The organism is Streptomyces sp. SD31 (assembly GCF_052068475.1).
GTDB lineage: Bacteria > Actinomycetota > Actinomycetes > Streptomycetales > Streptomycetaceae > Streptomyces.
In genome coordinates this window covers 256633-269353 of record NZ_JBQHCX010000003.1, presented here as the reverse complement: position 1 = coordinate 269353, position 12721 = coordinate 256633, and the positions used below count along the sequence as shown (strand labels likewise).

11 protein-coding genes are annotated in these 12721 nt (G+C 70.7%); 8 read left to right on the top strand and 3 right to left on the bottom strand.

All coding sequences use genetic code 11. The annotated features are described in order from the left end of the window. Positions 1-17 precede the first annotated feature (17 nt). The 7 genes from ACTMVF_RS08645 to ACTMVF_RS08615 all read left to right on the top strand — a co-directional run bounded on the left by ACTMVF_RS08645 (position 18) and on the right by ACTMVF_RS08615 (position 9466). Entirely contained in the window at positions 18-866 is an 849-nt protein-coding gene (locus ACTMVF_RS08645) for a TrmH family RNA methyltransferase (protein WP_441270562.1), read from the top strand. A 52-nt stretch (positions 867-918) separates the two neighbouring features. Continuing rightward, a complete protein-coding gene (locus tag ACTMVF_RS08640; RefSeq protein WP_441270348.1) occupies positions 919-2055 on the top strand; it encodes an ATP-binding protein in 1137 nt (378 codons plus the stop codon). A gap of 149 nt (positions 2056-2204) precedes the next feature. Continuing rightward, positions 2205-3326, top strand: coding sequence for a phenylalanine--tRNA ligase subunit alpha (gene pheS, locus ACTMVF_RS08635; protein ID WP_441270347.1), 1122 nt, complete (start codon positions 2205-2207; stop codon positions 3324-3326). Beyond that, positions 3326-5839: a phenylalanine--tRNA ligase subunit beta gene (gene pheT / locus ACTMVF_RS08630; RefSeq protein ID WP_441270346.1), complete on the top strand. Its 2514-nt coding sequence runs from the start codon at positions 3326-3328 to the stop codon at positions 5837-5839. Before pheS ends, pheT begins: the two co-directional genes overlap by 1 nt. A gap of 268 nt (positions 5840-6107) precedes the next feature. Continuing rightward, on the top strand, positions 6108-7223 hold the full coding sequence (locus tag ACTMVF_RS08625; RefSeq protein ID WP_441270345.1) for a PP2C family protein-serine/threonine phosphatase: 1116 nt from the start codon (positions 6108-6110) through the stop codon (positions 7221-7223). Between the two features lie 270 nt (positions 7224-7493). Beyond that, positions 7494-8834, top strand: a complete 1341-nt coding sequence (locus ACTMVF_RS08620; RefSeq protein ID WP_441270344.1) for a transcriptional regulator — start codon at positions 7494-7496, stop codon at positions 8832-8834. Positions 8835-8920: 86 nt separating this feature from the next. After that, the gene (locus ACTMVF_RS08615; RefSeq protein WP_030054968.1) at positions 8921-9466 is read left to right on the top strand and encodes an NUDIX hydrolase; all 546 of its coding nucleotides are present in this window, start codon (positions 8921-8923) and stop codon (positions 9464-9466) included. 23 nt (positions 9467-9489) lie between these two features. Here ACTMVF_RS08615 and ACTMVF_RS08610 read toward each other — a convergent pair whose 3' ends face one another. Together ACTMVF_RS08610 and ACTMVF_RS08605 are read right to left on the bottom strand one after the other, a co-directional pair. Then, positions 9490-9747: a hypothetical protein gene (locus tag ACTMVF_RS08610; RefSeq protein ID WP_302001999.1), complete on the bottom strand. Its 258-nt coding sequence runs from the start codon at positions 9745-9747 to the stop codon at positions 9490-9492. Positions 9748-9940: 193 nt separating this feature from the next. Next, positions 9941-10813, bottom strand: a complete 873-nt coding sequence (locus ACTMVF_RS08605) for a 3-hydroxybutyryl-CoA dehydrogenase (protein ID WP_441270343.1) — start codon at positions 10811-10813, stop codon at positions 9941-9943. A gap of 353 nt (positions 10814-11166) precedes the next feature. On the opposite strand from ACTMVF_RS08605, the gene ACTMVF_RS08600 reads away from it, so the two are divergent. Then, positions 11167-12432: a glycoside hydrolase family 10 protein gene (locus ACTMVF_RS08600; protein ID WP_441270342.1), complete on the top strand. Its 1266-nt coding sequence runs from the start codon at positions 11167-11169 to the stop codon at positions 12430-12432. A 44-nt stretch (positions 12433-12476) separates the two neighbouring features. Here ACTMVF_RS08600 and ACTMVF_RS08595 read toward each other — a convergent pair whose 3' ends face one another. Further along, positions 12477-12671, bottom strand: coding sequence for a DUF1918 domain-containing protein (locus tag ACTMVF_RS08595; RefSeq protein WP_302002002.1), 195 nt, complete (start codon positions 12669-12671; stop codon positions 12477-12479). Positions 12672-12721: the final 50 nt, after the last annotated feature.

Sequence of the window (12721 nt, the reverse complement as noted above, 5' to 3'; positions counted from 1 at the left end):
CTTTGAAAGTGAGCCCCATGCCTTCCGGCGCCCCCGAGCTGATCTCCCCCCGCTCCCCCCGCGTCTTGGCCGCCCGTCGGCTCGCCAAGCGGAACTTCCGGGGCAAGGAGCGGCTGTTCCTGGCCGAGGGACCGCAGGCGGTGCGGGAGGCGGCCGGGCATGCGGACACCCTGGTGGAACTGTTCGCCACGCTCGACGCCGCGGACCGCTACGCCGACATCATCGGCGAGGCCCGCGCCGCGGGCGTCCGCGTGCACCTGGCCGCGGAGCAGGTGATCGCCGACATCTCCACCACCGTCACACCGCAGGGGCTCGTCGGTGTCTGCCGGTTCATCGACACCCCCTTCGAGGAGATCCTCGCCGCCCGGCCCAAGCTCGTCGCCGTACTCGCCCATGTGCGGGACCCGGGCAACGCCGGCACCGTGTTGCGGTGCGCCGATGCCGCCGGGGCCGAGGCCGTCGTACTCACCGATGCCTCCGTCGATCTCTACAACCCCAAGGCCGTACGCGCCTCCGTGGGGTCGCTGTTCCACCTTCCCGTCGCCGTCGGGGTGCCCGTGGAACGGGCCGTGGCCGGGCTCCAGGACGCCGGGGTGCGGATTCTCGCCGCCGACGGGGCGGGGACGGACGACCTCGACGACGAGCTCGACAAGGGCAGCATGGGCGGGCCGACCGCCTGGGTGTTCGGCAACGAGGCCTGGGGGCTTCCGGAGGAGACCCGTGCGCTGGCCGACGCCGTCGTGCGTGTCCCGATCCACGGGAAGGCCGAGAGCCTGAACCTCGCCACCGCCGCCGCCGTATGTCTCTACGCGTCGGCCCGTGCACAGCGCGCCTCCGGAGGGTGCCGCACCGTCACCGAGAGCTAGTAGGGTGACCAGCTCGGGGCCCCAAAGCCGTCGTGAGAGGTGGGGTACGGGGATGAGTGTCGGCACGAGCAGCGCGCCGGGGGCACGGGAGGGGCGGCGGCCGTCCGCGTCCCGGCCCGGTGATGTCGCCGAGCTCGGGTTCGATCCCGACGATCTGCCCGACGGCCTCGTCGTCGCAGACGAACACGGGCACGTCATCTGCTTCAACGCCGCCGCCGAGCGCATCACCGCCGTCCCCGCCGCCGATGCCCTCGGGCAGCGGCTGGAGAAGGCCCTGCCGTTAGAGGACCTGGAGGGGCGGCGCTGGTGGCAGCTGACCGATCCGTACGGCGGGCTCGCCATTCGCCGACTGCAGCCTGAGCGCAATCTCCTCCTTCCCGGCGGGCGCGAGGTGCTCGTCTCGGTGCGGTACGTCCGTAGCGAGCCCACCGGTCCCGTATGCCGCGTCGTCGTCTCCCTGCGCGACACCGAGGCCCGTCGCCGCACCGAGCGCAGCCACGCCGAGCTGATCGCCACCGTCGCGCATGAGCTGCGCTCCCCGCTCACCTCCGTCAAGGGCTTCACCGCCACCCTCCTCGCCAAGTGGGAACGCTTCACCGACGACCAGAAGCGGCTGATGCTGGAGACGGTCGACGCCGACGCCGACCGGGTCACCCGGCTCATCGCCGAGCTGCTCGACATCTCGCGGATCGACAGTGGGCGGCTGGAGGTGCGCCGCCAGCCCGTCGACATCGGCGCGGCCGTCGGGCGGCACATCCAGGCGTACGTCGCCGCCGGCCAGCCCGCCGACCGCTTCCTGCTGCGCGTCGAGCAGCCGCTGCCCGACCTGTGGGCCGATCCCGACAAGATCGACCAGGTGCTCAGCAACCTCATCGAAAATGCCGTGCGGCACGGCGACGGAACGGTCACCATTGACATCACGGCCACGGCGTCCCCGCGCGAGGGAGAGGACACCGGCACGTCGGTCACGGTGAGCGACGAGGGGCCCGGCATCCCGGAGGAGTCCATGAACCGCGTCTTCACCCGCTTCTGGCGGGGCAGCAAGCGCGGCGGCACGGGCCTCGGGCTCTACATCGTCAAGGGCATCGTCGAAGCGCACGGCGGCGCCATCGAGGTCGGCCGCGCCCCCGGCGGCGGCGCGCAGTTCCGATTTACGTTGCCCGTGGCGGCACCGGCGTACCTCACCTGAGATCCGGACCGAGCCCCACGGGCGCATTCGCCTACCTCAACCCCGTTAGACTCGGCCTTTGGCACCTTTGTGTCCTGCACACGGCCCTCCGAGCGACGCAGAGCCGGTCACGGGGACCATCCGCCAGCCAATCGGAAGCACGGGAAGAGATGTCGGCACCGAATAAGTCGTACGACCCTGTAGAGGTCGAGGCGTTGAAACCGGAAGAGATCGAGCGCATGCGGGACGAGGCGCTCGCCGCCTTCGCCGCCGCGGACTCCCTCGACGCGCTCCAGGAGGCCAAGACCGCCCACACCGGCGGCACCTCCCCGCTGGCCCTCGCCAACCGCGAGATCGGCGCCCTGCCCCCGCACGCCAAGGCCGAGGCCGGCAAACGCGTCGGCCAGGCCCGCGGCGCCGTCAACAAGGGCCTCGCCGCCCGCCAGGCCGAGCTGGAGGCCGAGCGCGACCAGCGCGTGCTGGTCGAGGAGTCCGTGGACGTCACCCTGCCGTACGACCGCGTACCGGCCGGCGCCCGCCACCCGCTCACCACGCTCTCCGAGCGCATCGAGGACATCTTCGTGGCCATGGGCTACGAGGTCGCCGAGGGCCCGCAGGTCGAGGCCGAGTGGTTCAACTTCGACGCCCTCAACATCGGCCCGGACCACCCCGCGCGCGGCGAGGCCGACACGTTCTTCGTGCAGGGCCCTGACGGCGGCACCGAGTCCGGTGTCGTGCTGCGCACCCACACCTCGCCCGTGCAGATCCGCTCCCTGCTCGACCGCGAGCTGCCGGTCTACGTGATCTGCCCCGGCCGTGTGTACCGCACCGACGAGCTGGACGCCACGCACACCCCCGTCTTCCACCAGGTCGAGCTGCTCGCCGTGGACGAGGGCCTGACCATGGCCGACCTCAAGGGCACCCTGGACCACATGGTCCAGTCCCTGTTCGGCGAGGGCATGAAGACCCGGCTGCGGCCCAACTTCTTCCCGTTCACCGAGCCGTCCGCCGAGATGGACATGGTGTGCTACGTCTGCCGCGGCGAGTCCGTCGGCAACCCCGACCGGCCCTGCCGTACCTGCTCCTCCGAGGGCTGGATCGAGCTCGGCGGCTGCGGCATGGTCAACCCGCGGGTGCTCACCGCCTGCGGCGTCGACCCGGAGAAGTACAGCGGCTTCGCCTTCGGGTTCGGCATCGAGCGGATGCTGATGTTCCGCCACAACGTCGAAGACATGCGAGACATGGTCGAGGGTGACGTCCGGTTCACCCGGCCGTTCGGGATGGAGATCTGATGCGGGTCCCGCTTTCTTGGCTGCGGGAGTACGTCGACCTGCCGGCGACCGAAACCGGCCGTGACGTCCAGGCCAAGCTCATTTCGGCCGGTCTCGAGGTCGAGAGCGTCGAGCACCTCGGCGCCGACCTCAAGGGCCCGCTCGTCGTCGGCCAGGTGCTGACCATCGAGGAGCTGACGGAGTTCAAGAAGCCGATCCGCTTCTGCACCGTCGACGTCGGCCAGGCCAACGGCACCGGCGAGCCCCAGGAACTCATCTGCGGCGCCCGCAACTTCCAGGTCGGCGACAAGGTCGTGGTCGTACTCCCCGGCGCCGTGCTGCCCGGCGGCTTCGCGATCGCCGCCCGCAAGACCTACGGCCGCGTCTCGCACGGCATGATCTGCTCCACCAGCGAGCTGGGCATGGGCGACGACGGCACCCACGGCATCATCGTGCTGCCGCCGGAGACCGAGGTCGGCAAGGACGCCATCGAGCTCCTGGAGCTGGTCGACGAGGTCCTGGACATCGCCGTCACCGCCAACCGCGGCGACTGCCTGTCCATCCGCGGCGTCGCCCGCGAGACCGCCATCGCCTACGGCCTTCCGCTGCGCGACCCGGCCCTGCTCGACGTGCCCGGCCCGAACGCCTTCGGCTACCCGGTCCAGGTCTCCGACCCGCTCGGCTGCGACCGCTTCACCGCCCGCACGGTGACCGGCCTGAGCCCCGAAGCCCGTTCCCCGATCTGGCTCCAGCGTCGGCTTCAGAAGGTCGGCATGCGCCCGATCTCGCTCGCCGTCGACGTCACGAACTACGTGATGATGGAGCTCGGCCAGCCGCTGCACGCCTACGACCGCAATCTGGTCCAGGGCACCATCGGCGTGCGCCGCGCCCAGGAGGGCGAGAAGCTCGTCACCCTCGACGGCGTGGAGCGGGGGCTGCACGCCGAGGACCTGGTGATCACCGACGAGCGCGGCCCGATCGGCCTCGCGGGCGTCATGGGCGGCGCCAACACGGAGATCGCCGACCACGACGACGTGGAGAACGCGTCCACCGACGTCGTCATTGAGGCCGCCCACTTCGACCAGGTCGCCATCGCCCGTACGGCGCGCCGCCACAAGCTGTCCTCGGAGGCGTCCCGTCGCTTCGAGCGCGGCGTCGACCCGGCGGCTGCCGCGGCGGCCGCCCAGCGCACGGTGGATCTGCTGGTGCTGCTGGCGGGCGGCACGGCGGAGGCCGGTGTCACCGAGGTCGTCACGCCGTCCGGGCCGCACACCATCACCACCCCGGCCGACCACCCGGACAAGGTGGCGGGCGTCGTGTACGGCCGCGAGACCGTCGTACGGCGACTCCAGGAGATCGGCTGCGACGTGTACGGGCAGGACGAGCTGATCGTCACCGTGCCGTCCTGGCGGCCCGACCTGCTGGAACCGAACGACCTGGCCGAAGAGGTCATCCGCCTGGAGGGCTACGAGAACCTGCCCTCCACGCTGCCCAAGCCGCCGTCCGGCCGTGGCCTGACCCACCGCCAGCGACTGCACCGCAGGGTCGGCCGCGCGCTGGCCGGAGCGGGCTACGTCGAGGCGCCGAACTACCCCTTCGTCAGCGAGCAGGTCTTCGACCAGCTCGGCCTGGCCGCCGACGACCCGGCCCGCCGCGTCGTCAAGCTGGTCAACCCGCTCAACGACGAGGAGCCCGCGCTGCGTACGTCGCTGCTGCCGGGTCTGCTCGGTGCGCTGCGGCGCAACGACGGGCGGGGCTCGCACGACCTGGCGCTGTTCGAGACGGGCCTGGTCTTCCAGCCCCGTGAGGAGCAGCGCGTCGCCGGTCATCTGCCGGTCGACCGTCGCCCGACCGGCGAGGAGATCGCCGCGCTGAACGCCGTGCTGCCCGAGCAGCCGCGGCACGTGGCCGCCGTTCTCGCCGGTGCTCGTGAGCAGGCCGGCTGGTGGGGCGGTGGCCGTCCGGCCGGGTGGGCGGACGCGGTCGAGGCGGCGCGTGTCGTGGCGCGGGAAGCCGGGGCCGAACTGATCGTGCGGGCCGGGCAGTACGGGCCGTGGCACCCGGGCCGGTGCGCCGAGCTGGCGATCGCCGTCGACGGTGCGGAGCGGGTCATCGGGCACGCCGGTGAGCTGCACCCGAGGGTGCTCAAGGCGCTGGGTCTGCCTGCGCGTACCTGTGCGATGGAGCTGGACCTGGACGCCCTGGAGCAGGTCGGGGACGGTACGCCGCAGGCGCCGAGCATCTCGACGTTCCCGGTGGCCACGCAGGATGTCGCCCTCGTGGTGGACAAGCCGGTGCCGGCCGCGGAGGTCGAGGCCGCGCTGCGTGACGGGGCGGGCGAACTCCTTGAGGCGATCCGGCTGTTCGACGTGTACGTCAATGACGAGCAGCTGGGTGATGGCAAGAAGTCGCTCGCGTATGCGTTGCGGTTCCGTGCGGGGGATCGGACGCTGACCGTGGATGAGGCTTCGGCGGCCCGGGATGCTGCGGTTGCCCTCGCGGGCGAGCGGACCGGGGCGGTGCTGAGGGGCTGATCGCCGCGGGGGACTGTGCTGTTTGCCGGCTGCGGGTTCGCTGTGGCTGGTCGCGCCCACGCGGCGGAGCCGCATATCGACACAGTGCCGCGCCCCTCGTGGGGGCACGCCCCCACACCCCTTAACGGGGCGCGTTGTAGTCACCTCACTCAATAGGGTGACTTCTCCGGGTGATCTGGTACTTCCGGGGCATCCCTCGACAGAATCGGACCGGCCTTTCGGGGTCGGTCCGTTCTGCGTTGTCAGGGCCTATTGGGGGGCCATCGGCATGTTCCGCATCAAGGGTCGGGTTCCCCGCAAGGCGCTCGCGTGGGGGCTGCCCACGGCCTGGGGCGCGATGGCGATCACGTACAAGCTGACCTGCCCGCTCGCCCAGGAGGCCGGCCTCGGCGCGCGGATCGTCACCAGCGCCGTCTTCTTCGCCGTGGGCACGGGGCTGATCGTGCATGTCCGACAGGCGCTGCTGCGTGAGCTGCGGCAGGTCCGCAAGGTCGCCGGTGCCGCACAGAGCGCGCTGCTGCGGCCGTTGCCCGCGCGCATCGACGGGCTGAACGTCGCCGCCGCCCAGCTCTCCGCGGATCGCAATGCCTGTGTCGGCGGTGACCTGTACGAAGTCATCGCCACCGAGCACGGCGTACGGGCGGTGATGGGTGACGTACGCGGCCATGGCATCGCTGCCGTAGGCACCGTCGCCGCAGTCCTCGGCAGCTTCCGCGAGGCCGTCCACGACGAACCCGACCTGGGCCGGGTGCTGCGCAGACTGGAGCGGGCCTTGGGCCGGCACCTGCGGGAGCGGGCCCGCGACGAGCACCCCGCGTCCGGCTCGGAGCCCGACGCCCCGGTCGCCGAGGAGTTCGTCACCGTCCTGCTGCTGGAGATCGGGCGGGACGGCGAGATCACCGCCCTCAACTGCGGGCACCCGTGGCCGTATCTGCTGACCGGCGGCGGCGTCGAACCCCTCGCCCGCGCCGATCCTCTCCCGCCCCTGGGGCCCTTCCCGCTTCCCACCGAACTGCCCGCCTTGAACTGCGGCACCTTGCTACCCGGCGACTCCCTCGTCCTGTACACGGACGGTGTCGAGGACGCGAGGGACGCGAGAGGCCGGTTCTTTTCGCTCCAGGCGGCGCTCATCGAAGCCGTACGAAACCATCCCGTCACCCCGCAAACGATCCTGCGCACCCTCTTCACGGCACTCATGCGCCACACAAGGCGAAGGCAGGCAGACGACATAGCGCTACTGGTCCTACGGAACGACCGAACCCACGTCCAGTGCAGCGCCCCGTCAGGGGCGCGGGGCTGTGACATAGGCGGCTCCGCCGCCGGGGCGCGACCAGGCACATCGCACCCGCCGCCGACAGACCACCTTTGGCGCAACGGCGTTTAGTCGCCCGGCGTAGCCAGCGCGGCGCCGGCGTCGCCATCCGCCCAGCCACGGAGTGTCGGGCAGGCAGCTGGGCGGACGGCGCGGTTGCGGGCCGCCGCATTGTACGAGGGGGAGCCGGCGGCCCGACCGGCCTCTTGCGAGGCATTTCAGTCAACCCGTTGGAAACTCTCCGCAACAGTGCGCGCACGCTGCGGATTCGCGCACTCCGTTCACACCCCGTGTGAAGCGGTTCGCACTACTCTGTCGGCACCGAGCCACCGGGGGGCCTCTATGCAGCCCAATACTCTGCTCGACGCGATCCTGGACGAGGCCGGGGTCTCGCACGCGGGGCTGGCCGCACACGTGAACCAGGCGGGGAGGGCGCGCGGGCTCGCGCTCAGATACGAACACACCGCCGTGGCGCGGTGGTTGAAGGGGCAGCGGCCGCGCGGTCAGGTGCCCGACCTGATCTGCGAGGTGCTTGCCGCTCGGCTGCACCGTACGGTCACGCTCGACGACATCGGACTCGGCGTGCCCGGCGACCCGTCGGTCACGCACACCACCTCGCTGTCCGGCTTCGTGGAGCGGGCGACCGCGCTGTGGCGCTCCGACGAGCAGCAGCGGCCCCACATCCTGGGCGCGCCCGCGGTCACGGGCACCCCTGCCGTCATGCCGGTGTGGGAGTGGGAGAACCCGCCCGAGGACGTGGACGTGTCGCGCGGCGGCCGGCACCGGGTCACTCCTGCCGACATCGAGATGCTGCGTGCCGCGCGCGCCCACTACGAGCAGATGTACCGGAAGGCCGGCGGGATAGCGACCCGTACCCGGATCGTCGGTTTCCTCAACGCCGAGGCGGCGCCGCTGCTGCGCGGCAGCTACACCGATGCCACGGGACGTCAACTGCACCGGGCCACGGGCGGGTTGGTGGCCGTCGCCGGGATCTGCGCGTACGACTCCGACGCGCACGGACTCGCCCAGCGGTACTTCCATCAGGCGCTGCGGCTCGCGAAGGCGAGCGGGGACCGGGGGCTGGGCGCGTATGTGATCGCGCTGCTGGTCAACCAGGCGCTGTTCATGCGGGAGTTCCGGCAGGCCGTCGCCTTCGCGGAGGCCGCACTGCGGGCCGCCGGCAAGCACATCACCCCGGCGCTCGCCTCCGATCTGTACGCGATGCAGGCGAAGGCGTACGCCCACCTCGGCGATGGCGCGAGCGCCCTGTCCTGCATCCGGCGTGCCGAGCAGGCCGCCGAACGCATCCGTCGCGGATACGAACCCGACGAGACGGGCTATGTCCAGCCCGGACTCGTCAACGTCCAGGTGGCGGAGGCGCTGCTCAGCCTCGGGGAGCTGGCGGCCGCCGGGGAGCACGCCGCGGCCGCCGTCGACAATCCCGCCCACGACCGCGGCCGGGTGCACCGGTTGGCCATGCTCAGCACGATCGAGCTGCGCAAGGGCAACGCCGACAAGGCGGTGGCCACGGCGGTGCAGATGGCCGAACAGGCCCGCGGAATGGAGTCCCAGCGCCTGCGCGACAGACTCCGGGCGGTACGCGAACACCTGGTGCGCAGTGGCTGTGCGGGCACGGCCGAGGCCGCCGAACTCATCGACGGGGCGCTGCGCGTACCGCTTTAGGCCGGTGCAGGCTGGTACTCGTACACAGACACCTTCATAGTCCCTGCTGCGATATTGCCACTTACTCGACGGAAGGTGGCAGAACCGTGCAGTGGACGAAACAGAACGAACAAACTGTGTATGAAAACCGCTGGTTCACCGTCAACCTGGCAGACGTGGAGCTGCCGGACGGGCGGCACCTGGACCACTTCCTCATACGGCTGCGGCCGGTCGCCGTGGCCACGGTGGTCAACGAGGCCAACGAGGTCCTCCTCCTGTGGCGCCACCGTTTCATCACCGACAGCTGGGGGTGGGAACTCGCGGCGGGCGTCGTCGAGGACGGCGAGGACATCGTCCGCGCGGCCGCCAGGGAACTCGAGGAGGAGACCGGCTGGCGGCCGGGACCCCTGCACCACCTCATGAGCGTGGAGCCCTCCAACGGGCTCACCGACGCCCGGCACCACATCTACTGGGCCGACGAGGGCGAGTACGTCGGGCACCCCGTGGACGACTTCGAGTCGGACCGCCGGGAATGGGTCCCGCTCAAGCTCGTCCCCGACATGGTCGCCCGTGGGGAGGTCCCGGCCGCCAACATGGCGGCCGCGTTACTGCTGCTGCACCATCTCCGGCTCGGACAGGACGTCCTGCCCTGACGTTACGCGCCGGCTCTGCGGATCTAACGCCCGACGACCTGCCAGATCGCCACGACGAGAGCACCCACGGCAGTGAGGGCGGCGACCGCGGGCAGCGGCCAGCGCGTGTGTTCCAGTGTGTGGATCCGGGTGTTCAGCTCGTCGATCTCCTTGGCGGTCTCCTCGGTGCGGTGCGTGAGCAGAGCCAGCCCGCCCTCCACGCGGGCGTAGGCGACGTCGAGGCGACGTCGTAACTCTGCGAGTTCTCCTTGGACGACGGGATGCTCGGGATCGGCGGTCACGTGTCCGCTCCTTTCCGTAGTCATCTTCAATCCCTGGCATGCGCAGGGAAAGTGAACTCGCCTGGTGGGCCCGTGGGGAGAGTGTGCGAGGGGCATATGCGAGCCCGGAGCGCACACGGTGTGTGAATGGCGCGGGCCCGGCACCTTCTCGGTGCCGGGCCCGTGTACTTGGCCGGAATCTGACGGTCTGTAATCAGCCGTAGGTGTAGAAGCCCGAGCCGGTCTTCCGGCCCAGCCGGCCCGCGTCGACCATGCGCTGCAGCAGCGGGGGAGCGGCGTACAGCGGCTCCTTGTACTCCTCGTACATCGACTGGGCCACCGAGGCGACGGTATCCAGACCGATCAGGTCGGACAGCTTCAGCGGGCCCATCGGGTGGGCGCAGCCCATCTCCATGCCGTTGTCGATGTCCTCGCGGCTGGCGATGCCCGTCTCGAACATCCGGATCGCGGAGAGGAGGTAGGGGATCAGCAGCGCGTTCACCACGAAGCCGGAGCGGTCCTGGGCGCGGATGGCGTGCTTGCCGAGCAGCTTCTCGGCGAACTGCTGGGCACGGGTCAGCGTGCCCTCGGAGGTGGTGAGCGCCGGGATCAGCTCGACGAGCTTCTGCACCGGGGCCGGGTTGAAGAAGTGGATGCCGACGACCTGGTCGGGGCGCGAGGTGGCGACCGCCAGCCTCACCAGCGGGATCGAGGAGGTGTTGGAGGCCAGGATCGCGTCCGACCGGGTCACGACCTGGTCGAGCACCTGGAAGATCTCGGTCTTCACCTGCTCGTTCTCGACGACGGCCTCGATCACCAGGTCACGGTCGGCGAACTCGCCGAGGTCCGTGGTGAAGGACAGCCGTGCCTGCGTGGCGTCCCGCTCCTCCTCGCTGATCTTGCCGCGCTCGGCCGCCTTGGACAGGGAAGTGAACAGCCGGGTACGGCCGATCTCCAGGGCTTCGCCGGTGGTCTCGGCGACCTTCACGTCCAGGCCGGAGCGGGCGCACACCTCGGCGATGCCGGCTCCCATCTGGCCGCAGCCCACCACACCGACGCGTGCAATATCTCCGGAGATGCCGGTCACATCGACCCCTTCGCTGGTCCACGACTGCGGCAGGTCCGCCGTTGTTCGACGCCCTGCTCCAAACCTGCACGTTACCTTCGGCGAAACATGATCGATCGTTCGGGTGCCGCATGAAAGGCTGACACCGGGTGCGATCCGGAAAGCACGGATCTGGGCCCTGCCGTCAAATTCCCGCCTGCCCGGCGGCGCCTGGCACGCACGCTCGCCACGGGCCCCCACGCTCGAGCTTCGCCGGCTCGCGCGGGGGACCCCCATCGCCGTCGGCCGGGCCCGTCCTTCGGGCGGTCGACGGGAAATTGACGACAGGGCCCTGGGGTGGGCCCCTGACCACGGCACACGGAGGTAGGAAGAAGATGCTGCACCGGAAGTCGCGGATGTCGCGGCGGGCGTTCTCGGTGGCCGCCCTGTCGGCGATCGTGGCGGGAGGCGGCGCGGTGGCGGCCGGTTCCGCCATGGCGGGCGGAACGACGAAGCCGGGCCGGCCGCGGGCCACCCGTGAGATGCGCGGCGTGTGGGTGGCGACCGTGGCGAACCGGGACTGGCCCTCCAAGCAGGGGCTGACCGCCGACGAACAGTGCGCCGAGCTGATCGCCCACCTGGACGCGGCGGTGGAAAACCGCCTGAACACGGTCATCCTCCAGGTACGGCCCACGGCCGACGCCCTGTGGCCCTCGCCGTACGAGCCGTGGTCGCAGGTCCTCACCGGTACTCAGGGCGAGGACCCCGGCTGGGACCCGCTCGGCACGGCCGTCGAGGAGGCCCACGCCCGCGGCCTGCAGCTGCACGCCTGGTTCAACCCGTACCGCATCGCCAACCACACCGACCCCACCAGGCTGGCCGAATCCCACCCCGCCCGCCGGCACCCGGACTGGGTGGTGACATACGGCGGCAAGCTCTACTACAACCCGGGGCTGCCCGAGGTCCGTGAATTCGTGCAGACGGCGATGCTCGACGCGGTGGAGAAGTACCGGGTCGACGCCGTCCACTTCGACGACTACTTCTACCCGTACCCGGTGGCGGGCCAGACCTTCGACGACAACGACGCCTACGACCGCTACGGCGGCGGCTTCGCGACCCGGGCCGACTGGCGGCGGGACAACATCGACAAGCTGATCCAGGAGATGGCGGCCGGCATCAGGAAGATCCGGCCCGCCACGGAGTTCGGCATCAGCCCGTTCGGCGTGTGGCGCAACGCCGCCACCGACCCCCTCGGCTCCGACTCACGGGCGGGCGTGCAGACGTACGACGACCTGTACGCGGACACCCGCAAGTGGGTCCGTGAGGGCTGGATCGACTACATCTGCCCGCAGCTGTACTGGAACATCGACTTCGCCGCCGCCGACTACGCCAAGCTCGTGCCCTGGTGGGCCGAGGTGGCGCGGGGCAGCCGGACGAAGCTGTACATCGGTGAGGCGCTCTACAAGGCCGGGGATCCCGCGCAGCCCGCGGCCTGGCAGGACCCGGCCGAGCTGTCCCGGCACCTCACCCTGGCCAAGGAACACGCGGAGGCACGCGGGCACGTCTACTTCGCCGCGAAGGACGTGGCGGCGGACCGGATCGGGGCGATGGCGCGGGTGATCGCCGACCACTACGGGCGGCCGGCGATTCCGCCGCGCTGAGCTGATCTGCTCGAAGGGCTACTTCGAGGAACTACTCCGAAGAGCTACTTCATCGTGTCCCTATGACGGATCTCGGTGTCGGGGCCGGGGGAGCACAGCCCCTCGTGCCCGTCCTCGAAACGGACGCGGTACGGAGGGTTGCCCTCCTGGCCCAGGACTTCGACGATCTCGCCGACCTTGTCGTGTTGCCCGACCACCCTGCCGTGCTGGACAAGCTGGTCGCCCACGGTTGCACGCATATGTCGGTCCTCCTCACCAGGTGCGGGAGCAGCGGTCCGTGGCCTTGAGT